The organism is Paenibacillus terrigena DSM 21567, from assembly GCF_000374845.1.
In the GTDB taxonomy this organism is placed as follows: domain Bacteria; phylum Bacillota; class Bacilli; order Paenibacillales; family Paenibacillaceae; genus Paenibacillus_K; species Paenibacillus_K terrigena.
Genome location: NZ_KB895414.1, coordinates 483434 through 505527, shown reverse-complemented (window position 1 = coordinate 505527; position 22094 = coordinate 483434). Strand labels below are relative to the sequence as shown.

The window sequence follows — 22094 nt, the reverse complement described above, 5'->3', positions numbered from 1 at the left end:
GCCCATATACTGAATAAGAACATTGTTCGGGAAGGAGCAAGTCACATGGAACTGTTTACAGTCACAATAACGACGACTTCCGATGAAGCCTGGTCAAAATTTCATAGTCAGATGGAACAAGAATTCGCTGATTTACATATGCAGCCGGAAGGCGTTACATTTACGGAATCGAGGAATTCCCACGAATACCAGATCATTTGCCATGGCATATTACCAGGATTTAAGCTGAAGCAGCACGCGCCGAAGGTCTATAGTAAGGCGGCGAATGTGCTTGCGGAGTATATTCTGGAAATCAAAGAACGTGCGGTACTACGCCGCATTATTCGCAAAGAATTTCATTACAAACGATCAGAGGATCTAGATAAAATCGAGACGTATTGTATGGAATTGCTACAAGAGACGAACGAAGAGTTCCGTACACCGGATGATCGCGAACGGCGCAAACGACTGCTCGTTCAGGAGATTACGCAATATTTTGAAGAGAATACGGCACTTCACGTGGAAGGCTTTATCCGGTTCCGTCTGGATGCCTACACAAAGGAATTGCGTGACATTGTGGAGTATGCGGTTGATGAGTATATTCTCGATCAGCAATATCATGAGTTTATCGCATTGCTTAAATATTTCGTGTTCGTGCAGGAGACCAAGATTCCTGTGGCCCATGTGATGCATCGTGGGGATCATCAATTTGTGCTGCTGAATGATCAAATGCGTCCGATTGAGACGAAGCAAATGACGAGTGTTGTGGTTGAGATGCCTGATCATGATATTGAGGTCGAGGATATGATTGTAAGCACCTTGATTACCGTCTCACCGCAGAAGATTTATATCCATACGCGTGAACCAGAACTGCAAGTGATTAAGACGATCCAGCAAATTTTCGAAAGCCGTGCACAGTTATGTGTGTATTGTCCTGTCTGTTCGCCGTACTTGAGTGAAAGTGCGCAGCAGCATGATTAATTAAGGAATTATTAAAAGGATACAGCTTGACCTCCTCCTCGAATGGATTTATAATAACGGTAACTTAAATCGCGAATAGCGATGACAAAGACATGAGTCCTTGGTTGAACTGTCCAGAGAGAGGAAACATCGGCTGTAATTTCCTTCAGAGCTCACCTTCGATTTACCCCTTTGTAGCTGATTCATCGAATGATAGTAGATGGATCCGACTCATTCTCGTTACCGAATGCACTAAGGAACGTTATTGTTACAAGTCATTTGGGCATAGCATATTACGTTCGAATTAGGGTGGAACCACGGGTATATAACACTCGTCCCTTTCTGGGATGAGTGTTTTTTGTTGTTTTTTTATATTGAAGGAGGAAAAGGGAACATGTCAGTTAAAGTAACTTTGCCGGATGGCGCAGTGCGCGAATACGAGGCAGGAAGCAGCATTGAAGATGTTGCAGCATCGATCAGCAGCGGACTGAAGAAGAATGCAGTAGCAGGTAAAATCGATGGGAAGATCGTGGATGTCTATACACCGATCGATGCGGATGCAGCGGTTGAGATCGTGACCCTCGATAGCCAAGATGGACTTGAGTTGATGCGCCATAGTACAGCACATTTGATGGCACAAGCGATCAAACGTCTGTACAAAGAGCACAATGTGAAGTTAGGTATTGGACCGGTCATTGAAGATGGATTCTACTACGATATCGATATGGAGCACTCCTTGAATCCGGAAGATCTTGCGAAGATCGAGAAGGAAATGGAGCGTATCGTGGGTGAGAATCTTCCGATTCGCCGTCGTGTCGTGAGCCGTGACGAAGCGCTTCGCATCTATACAGAGCTCGATGATAATTTAAAACTCGAATTAATTCGCGATTTGCCAGAAGATTCGGTACTTACCATCTATGATCAAGGCGAGTTCTTTGACCTCTGCCGTGGACCGCACGTTCCTTCGACAGGCCGCATCAAAGCGTTCAAATTGCTCAGCGTTGCAGGCGCCTACTGGCGCGGTGATTCCAAGAACAAAATGCTTCAACGGATCTATGGTACGGCATTCGTGAAAAAAGCAGAACTGGACGAGCATCTCCGTCTTTTGGAAGAAGCGAAGAAACGTGATCACCGTAAGCTGGGTAAAGAACTGAAAATCTTCACGTTCTCCCAACAAGTAGGTCAAGGCTTACCTCTCTGGCTTCCAAACGGATCGAAGCTTCGTCGCACATTGGAGCGTTATATCGTAGATCTCGAAGAAAGATTGGGTTATGACCATGTCTATACACCAGTGCTCGCGAATGTAGAGTTGTACAAGACTTCGGGTCACTGGGAGCACTACTCGGAAGATATGTTCCCGAAAATGGTATTGGATAACGAGGAACTTGTTCTACGTCCGATGAACTGCCCGCATCACATGATGGTGTTCAAGAGCGAAATGCGCAGCTACCGCGACCTTCCGGTTCGTATCGCCGAGCTTGGAACAATGCACCGCTATGAGATGTCAGGCGCTTTAACAGGTCTGCACCGCGTACGCGCGATGACACTGAATGATGCTCATATTTTCTGCCGTCCGGATCAAATTAAGGAAGAGTTTGCACGTGTCGTGAACTTGATTCGTAAAGTCTATGAAGATTTCGGTATTAAGGATTACCGTTTCCGTCTCTCCTACCGTGATCCACAAGATACTGAAAAATACTTCCAAAATGATGAGATGTGGGAAATGTCCCAACGCATGCTGCGTGAAGTGGTGGAAGAGCTTGAACTTCCATTCTTCGAAGCTGAAGGCGAAGCGGCATTCTATGGTCCGAAGCTTGATGTACAGATCAAGACAGCACTCGGCAAAGAAGAGACGTTGTCGACTGCGCAGCTCGATTTCTTGCTTCCTGAGCGTTTCGAGCTTGAATACGTTGGCGATGATGGTCAGAAGCATCGTCCAGTTGTTATCCACCGTGGTATTATCAGTACGATGGAGCGTATGACTGCTTACTTGCTCGAGAACTTTGCAGGTGCGCTTCCGCTCTGGTTGTCGCCAGTGCAAGCGAAGATTATTCCTGTCTCGAACGCATTCGAAGACTATGCTAAAGAAGTGGTTGAGAAGCTTCAGGCTGAAGGGATTCGTGTTGAAGCGGATCTTCGCAATGAGAAGCTCGGTTACAAAATCCGTGAAGCACAGCTAGAGAAAGTGCCTTACATGTTCGTCGTCGGTGAGAACGAGAAGAACGATGGCGGCGTCTCTGTTCGTCAACGCGGCGTAGGCGATCAAGGCTTCCTCAAGTTGGATGAGGCTGTGGCGCGACTGGCTGAAGAAATTCGCACACACTTGATTTTCTAATATTTTGTACACTGAAGAGATCCCTTACTTGGTTTTAAAGTAAGGGATCTTTTTTGTGTTTGAAAAGGTAAAAATTTTATATATTTAAAGTCAAAATAATTCACGCCTTCATTAACTTGGAATGGTTATAATGATGGCACATGGTTGGTTCGTATCAAGTTAAATAGCAGCCTGATCGAGGAGCTGATGTCATGAGACAAGGAAAAGTCTTCTTAAGGATTACAGGTAACAAGCGCTATTTCATCGGGGTCGGCATCGGAATAATATGTATGATTATCGTGATCGCTGCATGGCGAATGACTTCCTACGCATCCGGGGATGACGTGGTGTTTACCATCGATCATGTTGAGGTAACAAAGGATGAGTTCGAACTTTTTCTTCAAAATAATAAAGCGCTTACATCAAGCTACTTCAAACGGAAATATAATGCGGAGTATACCGAAGATTTCTGGACATCGACCTATGATGGGGAGAATCCGCTTGATTATGCGAAACAAAAGGCAATGGAAGAGCTGCGCAAATATAAAATGCAGCAAATTCTCATGCGGGAGCAAGGAATCGTGTCGGATATTTCGTATGATGCCTTTCTGAAGCAGTTCGAGACGGAGAACGAACAAAGGGAAGCGAAGGTTCGGAATGGTCAGCCGATCTATGGCCCGAAGCAGTATGGAGCAAGCGAATATTATTCCTATGTGCAGAACATGAATGTTCAGCGATGGATGGATCAGTTGACGAAAGAGACCTTGAAATCAGAATCCGAAGAGATGTTTCGATCGACGTACGAGGACATGAAGCGAGAACAATTCCATCGGGGCTACAGCTATGAATACGAGAAAATATCGGTACCTAGTGCAACGGAAGCGCAGTCTGAGCTCGAAGCGTTGAAACAACAGGCGTCTACGAATGACTTATCCACCGAGCAAGTTGTCAAGCGGTTGAATTTAACGCAAGACATCCATATTGAACGGCTAAGTCTAGACCTGGATGACAAATCAAAGGATGATGATCTCGCGCAAAATTTAAATTTGGTGTTGACGGAGATGAAACCTGGTGAGTTTACAGCCCTGGATTCTTCGGGTGAAGACACCGTTCTGTATAGGCTGTTAGCCGCCAAGGATAAAGGATATGAACCGTATGAGAAGGTTCGAGCTGCCGTCGTTCAGAGGTTTGTTCAGAAGCAAGTGGAGCTCCAGGTAAGTCAGCGACTGAGTAAAGCCGTGATTGAAGTACACCAAGAGGTACTGAATCGCATCTCGTTTACTTAGACGCTCTTATAATATGAATGAGGAGGATACTGCATTGAACAAGAAACGTATGAACAAGGGGTTACTCTTGCGATGTCTGTCCGTGCTGCTGATCATGACCATGACGATGCCTATGATGATTTCACCTCAGGCACAAGCCGCACCAGCAGACCAGACAGGGCAAGTGGAGGTTCAGACGCATGCTGCTGCAGCTGCCCACAATACATACTACGTCAGTGCGAATGGACGAGATGATCAGGATGGATTGTCTGAAGCGACGGCATGGAAGACACTCGATAAGGTTAATCAGACGCGTTTTGTTCCAGGAGATCACATTCTCTTCCGGGCTGGCGATGTCTGGAACGGATCGGTCAAACTCCGGGGAATCTCAGGTACGAAGGAAGAGCCTATTGTATTTAGTCATTATGGGAATCTGGAGCAAGCGGGAAGACCCGTCTTGAACGGGAATGGAACAACGACGACCGAAGAATCAGCTATCGTTAAAAATTATACCAGCGTCAAAGATAAGACGATGTCTGCAACGATTGATGTGGTGAATGGTAGTTACTTGGAGTTCTTGAACCTCGAGATCACGAACTTTAATCCGGATGTCGTGTCGCAGCGCGCGGGAATTAATATTCGTACAGCTTCAACAACGACAACAGAATGGGAAGCGAATCCGCACCGCGGGATTACGATCAAGAATAATTACATTCATGACGTGGACGGGAATCCAAAAGGTTGGAAAATCGGCAGTGGCGGCATCTTGATTCTCGGTAATATTTCCGATGTGCTCGTGGAAGGAAATACGGTGAAGCGGGTGGATATCGAGGGAATTCGCAATGCAGGCTTGTATAAGGAAGGCGACGTGAATGCGAATTTTCCGAGAGTGCTGAAGAATGTGAAGTTCAATAACAACTATGTCGAAGAAGTGCAAGGCGATGGCTTTGTTATGAGCAACATCGGCAGTGAAGGCCGGATGGAGTACAACACGGTTGTGAAGCATTCAGCCAAGAATGTTGGGAATGTCAACTATGCTGGGCTGTGGGTCATTGGCGTCAAAGACATGATCATGCAGTACAACGAGGTGTATGGCGGAATTTATGGTTACAATGACGGTCAAGCATTCGACGTGGATATGTTCTGCGAGGGCACGCTCTATCAATACAATTACAGCCACAGCAACCGAGGCGGATTCATTCTCTTCATGGGTGGATCGAAAAATTCAGTCGTGAGATACAATGTGAGTGTGAACGACGGGGACGGAAGATATATTTTCCACTACTTACCGACGAGTTCGGCAGATGCACCATTAATTCATAACAATACATTCTTCACAGATGCGAACATCAATACCAAACTCATGAGTGATTCGGGTAAATATATGCGGTTGTATAACAATATTTTCTACTCGAAGGCAGATACAGCGATGGGGACGGAAACCTTCGCTGGGGGCGAAGTGAGGAACAATATTTTCTACCCAGGAACGAATTATCAGAATGCGAAGTTTACAGGCATCACGTTCAAAGACAATGTATTTACAAGTCCGAAATTTGCAAGACCGGGTGAAGAACCGAAAGATCTGATTGAAGCGAAGGGCAGCGTCTTTAATGTAAATCGATTGAGCGGATACAAATTGTTACCGGGTTCACCGGCTATCGATGCAGGACTGGATATGACCGCAATGACGCCGTCAGTATGGTCAGCTCCAACCGTCGATTTCTTCAAAAATCTGATCGCGAATCCAGCGAAGGTGGATATCGGAGCGCACGAGTTCACAAATGATGAACCGGGTGAGCAGTCCCCAGAGATTGTGCCGCAATCCATCGCGATCGACCGAACAGAAGTCAGCCTTTATGCAGGACATGTAGGAACGACATTGAATGCAACAGTAGCTCCTGCAAACGCCTGGTTCAAAACAGTGAAATGGTCGAGCTCCAACCCAGCCGTAGCTACAGTGAATCAAAGTGGATTTGTGACGCCAATGATCCCTGGCGAAGCAACGATTACGGCGGAGAGTACAGTGAGCCCAAGTGTCAAAGGGGAGGCACATGTGCGGGTACTTACGCCATCGGCCGTTACATCTTATAAGATTACGAGTGATGTGAATGAAATATCGGCTTCGAAGCCAACGATTCAACTAAGAACGGACGGTGTCACGGAAGACGGGAATACGCTTCCGTATGCACCATACTATCAGGTTACTTACAAGTCGGATCAGCCTAACGTGATCATTGATTCGCAGACTGGGAAGTTGGAAGTTAAAGGAGATCTAGCGGGTGTTCGTGCCGTCAAAGTATCTGCGGAAGTGCAAGAATACAAGGATTTGGTCTTCTCACAGAGTTTCGAGTCCGGATGGGGCGATTTTGTACCGGAGACGGGGGCATCTATAACAACAGGCACGATCTCGGATAAAGTCGCATACCAAGGCAAGCAGAGTGCACTCTTCACCGTGGGTAACGGGTCGAACGCCATTCAGAAGCTATTCGGGCAGGCGAAGCAGGGTGTCGTGACGATGATGCTGTACGACGATGGTTCCATGGATACGAAGACACGTGTGGTCGCGCATGTCGGGAATGCGAGAACGACGCTCTTGGCAGGGATGGGATTACTCTATGATGGTAGTGCATATGGATCGCTTGATTATTATTCGGTACGTGCAAGCAACAATGCGACGGCTTGGGAAGCTACGACGGTCAAGCGGAGTAAGGGATGGCACGAACTGAAATGGGATTATACTTCCGAGACAGATCTCAAGATGTATATTGATGGGCAATTGGTGAAGACGACGACAGCGATCAAGAATTTTGACCGGATTGTTCTTGGATTCCTGTGGGATAGCGCGAATGGACGTACCTTTGCCTTCGATAATATCAAGTACGCGCTTAGCGATGACAAGGTGACGTATCAAGTGGAGCCGCTCATCCTCCCTGTCGAAACCAAAGAACTTACAACGACGCTGATAGGCAGCGGAGCCGTTCAAGCAGGTGCAGAATTGAAAGTCAATTTTGGATTGAAGAATGTGACCAACAGCGTCTATGCGCAAGATATTGCAATTCATTATGATCCCACAGCCTTGGAATTCGTCGCTGCGATTCCTATGAAAGACCGGGTTAGCATCGTCGAGAAAAAGGTAGATAATACGGGAAAACTGCGTCTCATTGTGGCAAGTGAAGGGGAAGGCAACGGCATTACAGGAACACAGTTGATTATTGAATTGACCTTCCGCGCGAAGAATACAAGTGTTGCGAAAACGGCACAGATCACAGCCCTTCAGACGACTGTTGCCGATGGAGAAGGTGTAGAATCGAGGGCTGCTGCTTCCTCCCAAGAAGTACAAATCACGCCGATTGATCCTGGTACACCGCCTGGCGACATGAACCATGACGGCAAATACTCCATTGGGGATCTGGCGATCATTGCAGCGCATTATGGAGAGACGTCGGCAAGTCCAAATTGGAGTCAAATTGCAATGGGTGATATCGACCATAACAATGTCATTGATATTCATGACCTTGCTTGGATTGCCAACCAAATATTGAAGTAAATGAATGGAGAACACACCTTCGTCGGCCTAAGCTGCTTAGGTGTGTTCTTTTTTTTGGGGATATCGATGCATAAAATGTTGGACCTCTGGAAAGCCTTTCGTGATAAGGGGGAGATATCCATTATGCTTCGAGGCATACGCAGAACATGGCCCAAATATGGTTGGATGATTGTAATTGTATTCGCTATGAGTTTGTTGTTCCCAACGTTATCATTTCAGGCGCTAGCGCAGGAGAAACCTGCTAAAGAAGTCATTGCGCCAGAACCTAAAGATATTCTAGAAACACTTAGTGTGGTCGCAACAGGCTATACAGCAGGAGTTGAATCGACAGGCAAACGACCTGGCCATCCGCAATACGGGATTACGTATTCCGGCGTGAAGGTCAGACGCGATAAGCATAAAATATCAACGATTGCCGCAGACCCACGCTTGCTGCCGATCGGAACGGTGTTGTTCATTCCGGGCTATGGCTATGGCATTGTCGCAGATACCGGATCAGCAATTAAAGGCAACAAAATCGACCTGTATTATAAAACCACAAAACAAGTCTACAAAGAGTGGGGCAAAAAAACCTTAAAGGTCCACATCATTAAGCGTGGTGAGGGCAAGGTTACGGAGAAGTTGATCCATGAATTGAATGAGGCGGTTATTGTGCATAAGATCCCGAAGGAAGTCGCATAATACTTCTTGGAGGTGAGCAAACATGGCTAAGAACAACAACCGCAACAATATGAGTGGCAACCAAAAGTTCAATGCAGAATTCGCGAGTGAAACAGCTGGCGTGGCGAATAATGCTAGCTCCGCAAGCGCTGCTAACGCAGCTGCACGCGCGAACAAAGCTAATTTCGATACGGAATTCGCAAGCGAAGCAGCAAACGATTCTAGCGCAGCAGCTGCTAATGCAGCAGCTCGTGCGAATCGTCAATCTTCTCAAGCAAACGCGGATGCAGACGACCTATAAGACGGATGGATCCAAAGAGGGCGCATAAGCGTCCTCTTTTTCTATTTGATGCCTGATTTTAACTTTTTGTGGAAGCGGACTCCGTCTCGAGACCGATATGAATTTCAACCCGCCGACGCTGTTCATTGCAATTGACATCCTGTACACTAAGATTATATTGAAGAAGAAGATCGTTAGTGGAGGCGTTGTTTATGCATTCAGGATTTGGGTCTCGATTGTTCGGAGGGCTTATCCTTGTCGGAATCGGTGTCGTGTTCTTATTGAATCAAATGGGTTATGTTCACGTGGATATTGGTTATGTGATCCGAACGTATTGGCCTGTGATTCTGATTTTGGCAGGATTGAAGAATGTAGTTTCGTACAAAAACCATGAATATGGGCGTTCGATTTCGTTCGGGAATGTTATTTTGATCGTCATCGGTGGATTCTTCCTCGCACGTAATTTGGATGTTCTACACCTATCAACTGGGGAATTTTTCCGTTATTTGGTGCCGCTTATGCTTATTCTGATTGGTCTGTACGTTATTCTCAAACCGCGACGTTCGTATAAGAAACATGACCCGCATTTTCATATCCCGCCCGAGCCCTATGGGATGACTCCGCCACCGCCACCTCCTCCAGGGACTGAAGCACCGAAATCAACCTGGAAGGATGATTACGAATTTGGTTGGAAAGAGAGTACCGTCAATAAGTCCGGGTTTATCGGGGATATCCATATGGGGTCAGATTTCTGGGAATTGAAACCGATGAATATCTCGCATTTCATTGGAGACACCGTCCTTGATTTGACGAAAGCACACATTCCATATGGGGAGACGAAAATTAATATCTCCTCCTTCATTGGCGACGTTAAGGTCTATGTGCCGAATGATATTGAGGTTGGTGTTGCAGTCTCTTGCAGTGCACTAGCTGGAGATGTAAAGCTGCTGGATCATTTCGAGAGCGGGTTCATGAAGAATATCCGTCAAGAAACACCGTACTACAATGAAGCAAGTAAAAAAGTACGCATCATCGTCAGCACATTTATCGGTGATGTAAAAGTGAATAAAGTAGGTTAAAGCATGATGACGCGCATATTGCAGAATTCAAAATGGGGATTATTGATTTACTTCGCACTCTCCAGTGCATTTAGCATCGTCGCTGTGCTGCTCGGTATCTTTCGATATCAGGGGCTGTTAACGGATTTCCGATTATGGGTAGGGTATCTGTTGCTTATCATTATCGTATGCACGATCGTCGGTTATGCCGTAGCACAGCGGATGCAGCGTCGTATTGATGCCATTCATGACAGCATGCTTCAAGTCTCAAGGGGGAATTTATCCGTTCGAATTCGGCGGACAGAGGACCCCTCTTTTGCACGTCTGTACTATGAATTCAATACGATGGTAGATAGCGTAGAGAAGAAGATGAAATTACTGCAGAAATTAGGGGAGCAGCAAGTGGTGCAGCTGGAGATGACGACAGAGTCTGCCGTAGCCGAAGAGCGGAAGCGGTTGGCTCGTGACCTGCATGATTCGGTTAGTCAACATTTATTCGCCATTCATATGTCAGCTTCATCCCTCCCGAAGGTGATGGAAGTGGATATGGAACGTGCGAAGCTTGTCATGGATCAGTTAATCCAAATGTCTTATCTGGCGCAGAAGCAGATGCGAGGACTCATCGCACAGTTAAGGCCTATTGAATTGGAAGGAAAATCACTGGTGGAAGCGCTGGATGCATGGTTTCCTGATTATTGCCGACATAATGGACTGCAAGGGACCAAAGAGCTGGACCTGCATGAACCAATCTCGGAGGCGAAGGAACATCAGATGTTCTTGATTATCCAAGAAGCAGTAGCAAATATTGTGAAGCACGCCTCGGCACAGCGAGTCACCCTGAAGCTGACAGAACGGGAGAGTCAATATATTCTATCTATCAATGACGACGGCCGTGGATTTAATAAGCAGATGTTGAAGCCTGGATCCTACGGGCTGCATACGATGCAAGAACGTGCAGAGAAGCTGGGCGGACAGGTGGATATTATGAGTACACCAGGTGTTGGGACGACCATTCGTGTATACATGCCGAGATTCGAAGAGGAGACGAAGATCGATGGAACAGATTAAAGTATTGATCGTTGACGATCATGAAATGGTACGTATGGGATTACGCACGTATTTGATGATTGAGCCGAAGTTCAACGTCATTGGGGAAGCTAGCAATGGGCTCGAAGCGATTGCAGCATTGAAGCAAGGATTTGCTGAAGGCATGCCTGATGTTATATTAATGGATCTGATGATGCCAGAAATGAATGGCGTTGAAGCGACGCGAGAGATTATGCGTGAATTTCCTGCGATGAAGATCATTATCCTTACAAGCTTTCTAGAAGATCGGCAAGTGGTAGAGGCAGTAGAAGCGGGCGCGGTCAGTTACGTTCTGAAGACAGTCTCTGCCGATGAATTGATCTATGCGCTGCAAGGCGCATTCCGTGGCATGCCTGTCATGACCGGAGATGTCTCCCAAGCCTTAACCCGAGGGATTCGGCAGCGTACTACACAAGTAGAATCGGATGGTCTCACCGAGCGAGAGAAGGAAGTGCTCCTGCTAATTGCTGAGGGCAAGACGAACAAAGATATCTCCGAAGAGCTGCATATCAGCATTAAAACGGTGAAATCTCATGTGAGCAATTTACTGATGAAATGTGAAATGGATGACCGGACGCAGTTGGCTATATATGCGCATCGTAAAGGGTGGGTAAGCGCCTAAAAGGCTATCGCCTAGGTTTTATTTTCGTTTAAATTGTTTTTAAGGTTGGTTTAAGGTTCATCGTTCATGATAATGACTATACAGAGCAGCTAATATAGTAATGGAGGTCATTCGAATGAGTGAAGAAAATAAACGCAATGATAATGAACAATTATTCGAAGAGCATAACAATAATGAGCCTAATGAAAATCAAGACAAGCAAGAGCAGTCATCTTCGTATTACTATTCTTATGGACCTTTCAAATCGGTACCAAACGATGTAACGGGAAATGATTCCACAACGGTCGGCAGTGGAACGGCTTCTGAAGTAGAAGTAACACCTCCAGATCCAATCAAAGCGGCGCCGACGCGTTCCTACTATACTTCGCAAGGGATGGAATTGAAGGCGGGCAACGTGGATTTCGCGAACTACAGTAACGGCGGAAGCGGAAATGGTACCGTCGGCGGGAACTGGCAAGTGAATCAAGCCCGTCCGAAATCATCGTTCAAGACGGTGTTCATCTCCTTCTTAGCAGGGATGCTCGTCATTAGTTCCTTAATGTTCGTATCTGACCGGTATAACTTGTTCACAGGAAGTACGAACGCTTCTGAAGGTGCAGGCTCATCCAGTGGGAATGCCGTAACGACAAGCGCGAATGTGAATACACCGCAGCTCGATCGCCCAGGAGATATTACAAGCATTGTGAAGAATGCAAGTCCTGCGGTTGTGAAAATCGAGACGTATGTGAAGCAAAGTAAACGACAAAGCAGTTCCAATTCATTTATGGATGATCCGTTCTTCCGTCAATTCTTCGGTGATGGCAGCGGCGGGTCCAATCAACAACGTCAGAACAGCAACAGTGACCAGTTAATTGAGAATGGGTTAGGTTCAGGGTTTATTTTCGACAAATCCGGCTACATCTTAACGAACCAACACGTTGTTGCAGGAGCTGATCAAGTCAAGGTCGTCTTGGAAGGGCATGATAAGCCGTATGTTGCAACAGTACTCGGCTCAAGCTTTGACTTAGACCTCGCCGTTCTCAAAATTGAAGGAACGGACTTCCCGACGATTAACATCGGTAACTCGGATCAAACCCAATCCGGTGACTGGCTTGTGGCGATTGGTAACCCGAACGGCTTCGACCATACGGTTACGGCTGGGGTGTTAAGTGCGAAAGAGCGCTCCATTAGCATTCCGGATCAAGAAGCAGGGAAGACGCGTGAATACAAACATTTGATTCAAACCGATGCGTCGATCAACCCAGGTAACTCTGGTGGTCCATTGCTCAATATGAACGGTGAAGTGATCGGGATGAACGTGGCGGTAAGCGCGGACTCCCAAGGGATCGGGTTTGCTATTCCAGCGAAGACCATTCTGGAGAACTTGTCGAACCTAAAAGCGAATAAGGAAATTCCACAAGTGCCTGTGCCGTTCATTGGTGCAACGCTTGCGACGATGACGGATGATATTGCGAAGCAGTTGAATACGGACAAAGTCGAAGGATCGATAGTTACGCAAGTATACTACCGTACACCAGCTTATGATGCTGACCTTCGTGCGTACGACATTATAACAGGGATCGACGGAACGAAATATGCGACGAATGACGTGTTGATCGAAGCGATCCAGAAGAAGAAAGTCGGCGATGAAGTGACGTTCAATATCGTTCGGAATGGGAAAGCGATGGATCTAAAAGTCAAAATCGGTGACAAAAATAAATACAACGCAAATGGAAACCAATAATAATGGTTAGGGAGGAAGCGGAAGGAGGGATCCTTCTTGCTTCCTTTTCGCATGAGACAGGGGGATGAAGCGATGAGGCAGAGGATATTGATTGTAGATGACGATGAGAAGATTATTTCGATGCTGCGGCGCGGGCTTGCTTTTGAAGGGTATGAAGTAATGACCGCATCGAATGGGGAGCAAGGATTGAATAAGATGATGGAATCCGATCCGGATATCGTCATTCTTGATGTCATGATGCCGAAGGTGGATGGCTGGGAAGTATGCCGGCGTATCCGCGAAGCGGGCAGCTCCGTGCCGGTGCTGATGTTAACGGCGAAGGATGATATCAAGGATCGCGTGAAAGGGCTCGATAATGGTGCGGATGATTATCTGGTCAAGCCGTTCGCGCTTGAAGAATTGCTTGCGCGTGTTCGTGCCTTACTGCGTCGCAAATCGAGTGAGACCGAAGTGGAATCCGTATCCAGACAGGTTGCTTATGAAGATCTAGTGCTGGATTTAGACATGCGACAAGTGATTCGTGATGGGCATACAATAGAGTTGACGACAAAGGAATTCGAGTTGCTCCATCTATTCATGTTGAATCCGAAGCGGGTATTGACGCGGGACATGATCATGGAGAAAATCTGGGGGTATGATTTTAGCGGGGAATCAAATGTACTGGAAGTGTATGTAGCGATGCTGCGGCAGAAGACCGAAGAGTTCGGAGGTAAACGGATCATTCTGACGGTGCGTGGCGCAGGCTACGTGCTGCGAGGTGATTCGTAATGTCGATTCGGCTTCGGCTTACAGCATGGTATGCATCAATTCTAGCCGTTACGTTCCTTCTTGTTGGACTTGCGATTTATTGGTTCGCAGATCAGAGCATTTATGGCGGGATGCGGGACCGGATTAACAAGCAGGTTGATGTGATGCGAATTACAGCAGATTATAATTTTTTGGATGGTATTGATTTGAATGTTGGCGGTAGAGGTTTTGAGGAGGAAATGTACGCCCAATTCGTAAACTATGTGAATGGTACGATTAAAGTGACGCCTAATTTAGGGGGGATACAGTTCCCATATCCTAAGTCAACCGATCAAATAAAACCTGGATTCAAGCATATTACCGTCGAAGGTCTTCCGTTCTATGTGTATGAAGGCCCGATCAAGATTAAGAATAGCAATAAATCCATCGGCGTCGCAACGATTGGTGTCTATACGGGGAAAGAAGTCTTGTTCTTCACTCAGCTCAAAAATATCCTTACGCTCGTATCCATTACGATGGTCATTATCGCGTCCTCAATCGGACTCTTCCTTGCTCGGAAATCACTGCGCCCTATTGAAAACGTGATTCGTGCAGCGAATCAAATCCAGCGGGGGTCGGATCTTAGTGTCCGGATTAAGCGGACAGGGCCGAACGATGAGATTGGACAATTGACGGATACTGTCAATGAGATGATCTCTCGGATGGAAATCTTCTACCGTGAGCTAGATGAGTCCTATCGGGCACAACGCAGATTCGTCTCGGATGCCTCACATGAATTGCGGACACCTCTCACGACGATTCGCGGAAATGTGGACTTGCTCGAGAAGATGTGGGGACCGACGGGGGAATTAGAGAAGAAGCACATCGACGAGGCGATGAAGAAGGAGATGTCGCTCGAAGCATTGCAGGATATCGCAGGCGAATCCAGACGTATGTCGCGCCTTGTGAACGACTTGTTGGCGCTTGCTCGCGCAGATGCGGGCGTCATCATGGAGAAAGAACCGATCCATTTGCGGCCGCTCGTGGATGAAGTGATTCGACGCGCACAGTTTCTGCCGCGGACAGCCGAATGGATCACGGGGGATCTGTCGGTACTGGACGCAATTGGTGTGAACGGGCATAAGGAATATTTACAGCAGATGCTGTTTGTTTTCATCGAGAATGCATTCAAATATACGCTAGAAGGGTCTGTTACGATCGATGCCATCCGCCATGATGAGCAAGTAGGAATCCGAATCAAGGATACAGGTATTGGGATGGATCGCGAGCAGGTACCGTATATTTTTGACCGCTTCTATCGAGCGGATGAATCACGTGGAATTATCGCAGGGACGGGGCTTGGCCTATCGATTGCCAAATGGATTATTGATGAGCATTACGGCTCTGTCGAAGTGGTCACAGCAGTAGAGAAAGGATCGACCTTTATCATTTGGCTTCCTATTGTTAGCAGCTTTCATCCTACCCTTGAATAGAGTATAATAATTCTGATATACAACGTTTGGGTAGTATGTAGATGAAAGCAGGTGCAACATGGAGGTCGTCAAAATTTCGCCTCGTGGGTATTGTTACGGGGTTGTCGACGCGATGGTACTCGCGACACAGACAGCGAAGAATCTGGATTTACCGCGCCCTATATATATATTAGGTATGATCGTACACAATCGTCATGTGACAGATGCTTTTGAGAAGGACGGCATCATTACACTCGATGGGGAGAACCGTCTAGAGATCCTAAGCAAGGTAGATAAAGGAACGGTTATCTTCACGGCACATGGCGTTTCGCCAGAAGTCCGCCGTATTGCACGGGAGAAGCGGCTTACGACAGTCGATGCGACTTGCCCGGATGTGACGAAGACACATGATTTAATTCGTGAGAAAGTCGCTGATAGTTATGAAGTGATCTATATCGGCAAGAAAGGGCACCCGGAACCAGAAGGAGCCATCGGCGTTGCGCCGGAGCATGTTCATCTGATCGAAAGAGAAGAAGAGATTGATCAGCTTGAACTGCCTACGGATCGTATTATTATTACGAATCAGACGACGATGAGCCAATGGGATATTAAGCATATTATGAATCGCTTGATTGAGAAATTCCCTCGTGCAGAAATTCATAACGAGATTTGCTTGGCTACGCAGGTTCGACAGCAAGCTGTTGCAGAACAAGCTGGTGAGACGGATTTGGTGATTGTCGTAGGTGATCCGCGAAGCAACAATTCGAATCGTCTTGCGCAAGTATCTGAAGAGATTGCGGGTGTCACAGCTTATCGTATTGCGGATATTACAGAGCTCAATCGAGAATGGTTAGCAGGGGTTCGTAAAGTAGGTGTCACCTCGGGCGCATCAACACCGACACCGATTACAAAAGAAGTGATCGCATACTTGGAACAGTATGATGCTGATAACGAATCGACTTGGCCAATCATCCGAACGGTGAAGATGGATAAACTATTGCCAACCGTTCGCGATAAGTCTAGCTAAGGAATTTGACCATGTCCAACCGGAAATATTCCTGGTTCAAAGGTATCGGGAGATGGATGAAGTATAAATACTTGCTGCTGATCCGCGCTCGAGGCGGTGGAGCAAAAGTAGCAAAGGGATTCTCGATTGGTCTTGCCATTGAGATGTTCACGTTACCTACGATGGGGCTGGCTTTTTTCTTGATTTTCCCCCTCGTGTATATTCTACGAGCAAGCTTTGCAAGTGCGTTAATCGGATTTGTCTTCGGTAAGATCATCTATATTCCGATGTCCTTCCTGAATGGCATGGTTGGGGGGATGATGCTGCCGAAGCGTGTTCACATTCATATTCCTTACGTGCCGGAATGGATCAATCGGTTCATGATGTATAATTTGAAACTAATTGTCGGTGGTATTGTAGATGGGATTATACTCGGACTGATTATGTACTTTCCTGTGAAGTGGATGATTGATTACGTAGGACATAAGCGAAAAGAAAAACGAAAAACACGCAGGCTGCATATTCACGGATAACGTGAATTGCAGCCTTTTTTTTGCATACTTGTTGGCGGAACGATATCAATTCGCTGCGGTACGTTGTGGCTCTTCAAGCTGAATCCGGGATCGAGCGCGTGCGCGGAATCGTGAGAGTCCTAGCGATACAGCAGCTGTTCCAGCTGCTACCGCTACACCTGCAGCACCAATCCAGCTGATGGATGCCAGCGAGATTTGCTCGATGGCAAAGCCGCCAATCCCTGCGCCAGCTGCCATGGCCAGCTGGAGAATCGAGGTGTTCAAGCTAAGCATAATGCCAGAAGCTTCGGGCGCAAGTGAAATGAGATAATATTGCTGTGTAGGTCCAGATGACCAAGCGGAGAACGCCCATATCATGAGCAGCGGGAATACGATAGCAGCCGAGTGAGCCGAAATGGATAGGCTTAGGAGAACGACAGCATGAACCAACATGCCACTGATCAATGTGCGAGCAACACCCCATTTGTCGGTGCTAAATCCTCCGAACTTCGAGCCAATGAGACTGGCGATGCCAAATGCGAATAATCCAATACTGACGCCTTGTTCATTCATCCCGGTGATTTGGAGAAGAAATGGCGAAATGTACGTATAGACGATCGAGTAGCCAAGGATCCAGAAGAAGGTGATGGATAAGGCAATCGCGATTCGCGGTTGTCGAAGGAGCGTAAGCTGCTTGCGAAGGGGAACGGGTTCTTCGACGCCGACCGTTGACGGAATGACGTAGATGATCAAGAAGATGGCTAGGATGCCGAGGATACCAATGCCTCCGAAGATCAGCTTCCAGTCATACGAGGATGCAATAACTCTTCCTAAAGGAACACCAATGATTAAGGAGGTGCTGAAACCCATCACGAGGGTGGCAATGGCACTTCCTTGTCGTTCTGCCGGGGCGAGCTTGGAAGCAACCGTTAATGAAGTGACGACGAATACGCCGGTACTGAGCGCAGAGATGATGCGAGAGGTAATTAGGAATCCGAATCCAGGGATGATGGCGGCGATCGCATTTCCGATCACGAATATGCTAAGGGAATAGATTAGTAGTTGTTTCCTTCCCACGCGCCCTGTGAGCGCCATGAGGATGGGGGTCCCAAAGGCAAACGCCAGTGAGAATACCGTAATTAATTGACCGGCTGCAGCAACGGAGATTCCTGTATCCGCAGCCACCTTGTCTAGAATCCCCGCGATAATATTCTCTGATGTACCCACCAGAAAACTAACGATAGCTAATATATAAATTTTCCAAGCATTGGACATGATTGTTTTGCTCCTCTCTCCACTTATATTTCAGTATTTCTAAAAATATAGAAATAACAACAAAAAAATTTATACGAGCAAAAACGGTGCGTACTTCTGTGCGACTTCGCGATTCACACGATAGAAGATATAGGTTCCGTCTTTACGAAGTTCCAATAGGCCGCAATCGGTCAATAGCTTCAGATGATGCGACAAGGTTGAGCCTGCAACAGATTCGAGCTTATCCTTAATCGCGGAGCAGCACAAATTTTGCTCTTCTGTAAGCAGCATGGCGATTTTGAGCCGGGTAGGTTCCCCGAGTGCTTTGTATACTTTGACAGCTTGTCGTGCGTCTACGTTGTCTTCGAACATGGTTTTATCACCTTCGCTGTGTGTTGTCATTATTTCTATATCTATCGAAATTAAGGTACCATAACTTTCCGTTGAAGTAAATATGTTATTTTCTGAAAAAGCGCTTGCATCGTTTTTTTATTTAGATGGTCTTGACGGACATCTAAATAGGTCGTATAATCACTTTAACGAATAAAAGCTTAAAAGCGTATAAGCGTTGCAGTATAATAGTGAAATGGTGACAATGGAACGACAATAGATAACGACAAATCAAGGAGTGTTGAACATGATTGCTATTACATCCAATAAAACTTCGGAAGCCCGTGTGAATGAAATCGTTAAAGTGATAGAGCAAGCAGGGGCACAGGCCCATATCTCTCGTGGCGTAGATCGTACGGTGATTGGGATTGTCGGTCAATTCGAGCCGAAGCTCGCAGAACATCTTCGTCAAATGAAAGATGTAGAGAATGTCATCAAAATCTCGAAGTCTTACAAACTCGCAAGCCGCGACTTCCATCCAGATGATACGATCATCGAGATTAAAGGCGTGAAGATCGGTGGGGACAATCTGACGATTATGGGCGGTCCATGTGCGGTTGAATCGCCTGAACAGATTGATGAGATTGCTAGACTTGTTAAATTAGCAGGCGGTCAAGTTCTACGCGGCGGCGCATTCAAGCCAAGAACAGGTCCTTACAGCTTCCAGGGCATTGGTGTCGAAGGTCTAGTCATGATGGCAGAAGCAGGGAAGAAGCATGGATTATTGACGATTACAGAAGTCATGACGCCTGAGACAGTAGATATCTGTGCAGAGTATGCGGATATTCTTCAAGTGGGAACACGCAATATGCAGAACTTCGATTTATTGCGCAAGCTTGGGGAATGCAATACGCCTGTCCTGCTTAAACGCGGCTTCAGTTCTACGTATGATGAGTTCCTGAATGCGGCGGAATACATTCTTGCAGGCGGCAATCCGAATGTAATGCTCTGTGAGCGCGGCATTCGTACATTCGAGACATACACACGGAATACGCTCGACCTGACGGCGATTCCTGTTCTTCAGCAATTGAGCCACTTACCAGTGATCTCTGACCCGAGCCACGGCACAGGTCGTCGGGAGTTGGTTGAGACGATGTCGAAGGCTTCTGTTGCGGCAGGCGCGAACGGATTGATTATTGAAATGCATACCGATCCAGATAATTCGATGACAGGCGATGGCGTACAATCGCTCTTCCCGGATCAATTCGCGAACCTATTGAAAGATCTGGAGAAGTTAGGCACATTAATGGGTAAAAACTTCGACACGGAGAAAGCTCCGGCGGAAGCGTTCGAGACGTGGAAGGTTGTCTAATAGATTGATAATAAAACGAGACCATTGCGATGATGCAATGGTCTTTTTTGGCATCATAACAGGGCATTTGCACTTTATAACGAATGATTTGTACTATGTCACATTACCTCACATAAACCATAAAAAATACCTGACATGAGTATTGACGATGGTTCAACACAGGAATATAATAACTTCAACAAAGAAAAGAAAAGTTGAACATTTACAAGTGGGAACCCGATTAATGTTCGGGAATGGGAGGAATATAGGATGTCAGTTCAAAGTGTATTAGACCTAATTAAGCAAAACAATATTGAGTGGGTAGATTTCCGTTTCGTGGACCTTGGCGGTCGCGCACATCACATCTCGTTGCCGGCTTCTGAAGTAGAAGCAGAGACATTTGTGAACGGCGTTGCTTTTGACGGTTCATCGATCCCAGGTTTCCGCGGCATTGAAGAATCGGATATGGTTATGATGCCAGATCCTGAATCCGTATATATTGATCCATTCACAGCACATCCAACATTGATCGTGATGTGTGACATTCATACGCCAGATGGTGAACGTTATGAACGTGACCCGCGCAGCATCGCGCAAAAGGCAGAGCAATTCATGCAAACGACAGGTGTGGGTACGGCGGCATTCTTCGCACCAGAGTCTGAGTTCTTCATCTTCGACGACGTTCGTTATGAGAACTCCATGAACAGCTCGTCCTTCTACGTGGATTCCGAGGAAGCTTCTTGGAACACGAACCGTAAGGAAGATGGCGGGAACCTAGGCTTCAAAGTGCGTACGAAAGGTGGCTATGTACCAGTAGCTCCAGTCGATACACAACAGGATATCCGCAGTGAAATGTGTCGTCTTATGGCTGAAGCCGGACTTCGCATCGAGCGTCACCATCATGAAGTTGCGACAGCAGGTCAAGCAGAGATCAACTTCCGCTTCGACACGTTGACGAAGACAGCGGATAACTTGATGAAATACAAATACATTATTCATAACACGGCAAAGCAATATGGTAAAGTGGCGACATTCATGCCAAAACCATTGTTCGGCGATAACGGTAGTGGAATGCACGTTCACCAATCGATCTTCAACGGTGACACACCTTTGTTCTATGAAAAGGGCGGCTACGCGAACTTGAGCGAAATGGCGCTTCACTACATCGGCGGTATTTTGCATCATGCACCAGCATTGATCGCATTAACGAACCCAAGTACGAACTCGTTCAAACGATTAGTACCAGGCTATGAAGCGCCTGTGAACTTGGTATACTCCAAAGGTAATCGTTCTGCAGCGATTCGTATTCCAGTTGCGGCTGTAACGCCAAAAGGATGCCGTATCGAGTTCCGTACACCGGACTCCACAGCGAACCCTTACCTTGCATTCGCAGCGATGCTGATGGCAGGTCTTGACGGTATCAAGCGTAAGATTGATCCTTCTGTTCTTGGTTATGGACCATTCGATAAGAACATCTACGAATTGTCTGATGCAGAGAAGAAAGAAATTCGCAGCGTACCAGGCACATTAGACGATGCGCTAAATGCACTGGAAGCAGATTACGAATTCTTGACTGAAGGCGGCGTCTTCACGAAGGACTTCATCGAGAACTACATCGAGCTTAAGCGTGGCGAAGCGAAATCGGTGAATATCCGTATTCATCCGCAAGAGTACAGCCTATACTTCGATTGCTAATATAGAACGCAGTTCCTGCTTCGATCCATTTTCGGATGGGGCAGGAATTTTTTGCTGTTGCCGTAACAATTCCACTTGATGGAACCCTATATTACTGCTATCATAACCGTAACTATTTTATTGTGAAATCCAATATCAAGCTTCTCGAAGACGATCGACCGCTGTTCATTGTAGGTTTTATCGCCCAATAGAAAATGTCTTCGATTGCCGACGGCAGCTTTCTATTGTGGTAAATAAATATAGATAGGGTAGGG

The 22094-nt window shown here is 46.6% G+C and carries 18 protein-coding genes; 16 read left to right on the top strand and 2 right to left on the bottom strand.

Annotated features, from left to right (window positions below; genetic code table 11):
* Window positions 1–45 precede the first annotated feature (45 nt).
* The 14 genes from C558_RS0110315 (at window position 46) to C558_RS0110245 (ending at window position 17231) form a co-directional block, all read left to right on the top strand.
* Window positions 46–960: a putative sporulation protein YtxC gene (locus tag C558_RS0110315; RefSeq protein WP_018756186.1), complete on the top strand. Its 915-nt coding sequence runs from the start codon at window positions 46–48 to the stop codon at window positions 958–960.
* Between the two features lie 373 nt (window positions 961–1333).
* Complete coding sequence (gene thrS, locus C558_RS0110310) at window positions 1334–3274, top strand: threonine--tRNA ligase (RefSeq protein WP_018756185.1); 1941 nt, start codon at window positions 1334–1336, stop codon at window positions 3272–3274.
* 191 nt (window positions 3275–3465) lie between these two features.
* Window positions 3466–4539, top strand: coding sequence for a peptidyl-prolyl cis-trans isomerase (locus C558_RS0110305; RefSeq protein WP_018756184.1), 1074 nt, complete (start codon window positions 3466–3468; stop codon window positions 4537–4539).
* Between the two features lie 34 nt (window positions 4540–4573).
* Complete coding sequence (locus C558_RS0110300) at window positions 4574–8065, top strand: cohesin domain-containing protein (protein ID WP_018756183.1); 3492 nt, start codon at window positions 4574–4576, stop codon at window positions 8063–8065.
* Between the two features lie 123 nt (window positions 8066–8188).
* Window positions 8189–8746: a 3D domain-containing protein gene (locus C558_RS34640; protein ID WP_156826057.1), complete on the top strand. Its 558-nt coding sequence runs from the start codon at window positions 8189–8191 to the stop codon at window positions 8744–8746.
* 22 nt (window positions 8747–8768) lie between these two features.
* Window positions 8769–9026: a hypothetical protein gene (locus tag C558_RS0110290; protein ID WP_018756181.1), complete on the top strand. Its 258-nt coding sequence runs from the start codon at window positions 8769–8771 to the stop codon at window positions 9024–9026.
* A 191-nt stretch (window positions 9027–9217) separates the two neighbouring features.
* Entirely contained in the window at window positions 9218–10084 is an 867-nt protein-coding gene (liaF, locus tag C558_RS33100; protein WP_018756179.1) for a cell wall-active antibiotics response protein LiaF, read from the top strand.
* Window positions 10085–10087: 3 nt separating this feature from the next.
* Window positions 10088–11131, top strand: a complete 1044-nt coding sequence (locus C558_RS0110275) for a sensor histidine kinase (protein WP_018756178.1) — start codon at window positions 10088–10090, stop codon at window positions 11129–11131.
* Window positions 11118–11771 carry a response regulator gene (locus C558_RS0110270; RefSeq protein WP_018756177.1) on the top strand — a complete coding sequence of 218 codons (654 nt, stop codon included), beginning with the start codon at window positions 11118–11120 and terminating at the stop codon, window positions 11769–11771. The genes C558_RS0110275 and C558_RS0110270 overlap by 14 nt, the downstream gene beginning before the upstream one ends.
* Before the next feature lie 115 nt (window positions 11772–11886).
* Window positions 11887–13494, top strand: coding sequence for a S1C family serine protease (locus C558_RS0110265; RefSeq protein ID WP_018756176.1), 1608 nt, complete (start codon window positions 11887–11889; stop codon window positions 13492–13494).
* A gap of 72 nt (window positions 13495–13566) precedes the next feature.
* On the top strand, window positions 13567–14262 hold the full coding sequence (locus C558_RS0110260) for a response regulator transcription factor (RefSeq protein ID WP_026263832.1): 696 nt from the start codon (window positions 13567–13569) through the stop codon (window positions 14260–14262).
* Window positions 14262–15713, top strand: coding sequence for a sensor histidine kinase (locus C558_RS0110255; protein WP_018756174.1), 1452 nt, complete (start codon window positions 14262–14264; stop codon window positions 15711–15713). Before C558_RS0110260 ends, C558_RS0110255 begins: the two co-directional genes overlap by 1 nt.
* Window positions 15714–15771: 58 nt before the next feature.
* Complete coding sequence (locus tag C558_RS0110250) at window positions 15772–16719, top strand: 4-hydroxy-3-methylbut-2-enyl diphosphate reductase (RefSeq protein WP_018756173.1); 948 nt, start codon at window positions 15772–15774, stop codon at window positions 16717–16719.
* Window positions 16720–16730: 11 nt separating this feature from the next.
* Window positions 16731–17231, top strand: a complete 501-nt coding sequence (locus tag C558_RS0110245) for a DUF2062 domain-containing protein (RefSeq protein WP_018756172.1) — start codon at window positions 16731–16733, stop codon at window positions 17229–17231.
* A 45-nt stretch (window positions 17232–17276) separates the two neighbouring features.
* Here C558_RS0110245 and C558_RS0110240 read toward each other — a convergent pair whose 3' ends face one another.
* Window positions 17277–18485: an MFS transporter gene (locus C558_RS0110240; RefSeq protein WP_018756171.1), complete on the bottom strand. Its 1209-nt coding sequence runs from the start codon at window positions 18483–18485 to the stop codon at window positions 17277–17279.
* 69 nt (window positions 18486–18554) lie between these two features.
* Window positions 18555–18836 carry an ArsR/SmtB family transcription factor gene (locus C558_RS0110235; RefSeq protein ID WP_018756170.1) on the bottom strand — a complete coding sequence of 94 codons (282 nt, stop codon included), beginning with the start codon at window positions 18834–18836 and terminating at the stop codon, window positions 18555–18557.
* 265 nt (window positions 18837–19101) lie between these two features.
* On the opposite strand from C558_RS0110235, the gene aroF reads away from it, so the two are divergent.
* Together aroF and glnA are read left to right on the top strand one after the other, a co-directional pair.
* Window positions 19102–20166, top strand: a complete 1065-nt coding sequence (aroF, locus tag C558_RS0110230; protein WP_018756169.1) for a 3-deoxy-7-phosphoheptulonate synthase — start codon at window positions 19102–19104, stop codon at window positions 20164–20166.
* Window positions 20167–20415: 249 nt separating this feature from the next.
* A complete protein-coding gene (gene glnA, locus C558_RS0110225; protein WP_018756168.1) occupies window positions 20416–21840 on the top strand; it encodes a type I glutamate--ammonia ligase in 1425 nt (474 codons plus the stop codon).
* Window positions 21841–22094: the final 254 nt, after the last annotated feature.

Excerpts from the sequence above, each read along its gene's own strand:
- C558_RS0110255 (WP_018756174.1), top strand. The coding sequence starts at position 14,262 with ATGTCGATTCGGCTTCGGCTTACAGCATGGTATGCATCAATTCTAGCC.
- C558_RS0110305 (WP_018756184.1), top strand. The coding sequence starts at position 3,466 with ATGAGACAAGGAAAAGTCTTCTTAAGGATTACAGGTAACAAGCGCTAT.
- C558_RS0110315 (WP_018756186.1), top strand. The coding sequence starts at position 46 with ATGGAACTGTTTACAGTCACAATAACGACGACTTCCGATGAAGCCTGG.
- C558_RS0110235 (WP_018756170.1), bottom strand. The coding sequence starts at position 18,836 with ATGTTCGAAGACAACGTAGACGCACGACAAGCTGTCAAAGTATACAAA.
- C558_RS0110245 (WP_018756172.1), top strand. The coding sequence starts at position 16,731 with ATGTCCAACCGGAAATATTCCTGGTTCAAAGGTATCGGGAGATGGATG.
- C558_RS0110260 (WP_026263832.1), top strand. The coding sequence starts at position 13,567 with ATGAGGCAGAGGATATTGATTGTAGATGACGATGAGAAGATTATTTCG.
- liaF (WP_018756179.1), top strand. The coding sequence starts at position 9,218 with ATGCATTCAGGATTTGGGTCTCGATTGTTCGGAGGGCTTATCCTTGTC.
- C558_RS0110250 (WP_018756173.1), top strand. The coding sequence starts at position 15,772 with ATGGAGGTCGTCAAAATTTCGCCTCGTGGGTATTGTTACGGGGTTGTC.
- aroF (WP_018756169.1), top strand. The coding sequence starts at position 19,102 with ATGATTGCTATTACATCCAATAAAACTTCGGAAGCCCGTGTGAATGAA.
- C558_RS0110265 (WP_018756176.1), top strand. The coding sequence starts at position 11,887 with ATGAGTGAAGAAAATAAACGCAATGATAATGAACAATTATTCGAAGAG.
- thrS (WP_018756185.1), top strand. The coding sequence starts at position 1,334 with ATGTCAGTTAAAGTAACTTTGCCGGATGGCGCAGTGCGCGAATACGAG.
- C558_RS0110240 (WP_018756171.1), bottom strand. The coding sequence starts at position 18,485 with ATGTCCAATGCTTGGAAAATTTATATATTAGCTATCGTTAGTTTTCTG.
- C558_RS0110270 (WP_018756177.1), top strand. The coding sequence starts at position 11,118 with ATGGAACAGATTAAAGTATTGATCGTTGACGATCATGAAATGGTACGT.
- C558_RS34640 (WP_156826057.1), top strand. The coding sequence starts at position 8,189 with ATGCTTCGAGGCATACGCAGAACATGGCCCAAATATGGTTGGATGATT.
- C558_RS0110290 (WP_018756181.1), top strand. The coding sequence starts at position 8,769 with ATGGCTAAGAACAACAACCGCAACAATATGAGTGGCAACCAAAAGTTC.
- glnA (WP_018756168.1), top strand. The coding sequence starts at position 20,416 with ATGTCAGTTCAAAGTGTATTAGACCTAATTAAGCAAAACAATATTGAG.
- C558_RS0110275 (WP_018756178.1), top strand. The coding sequence starts at position 10,088 with ATGATGACGCGCATATTGCAGAATTCAAAATGGGGATTATTGATTTAC.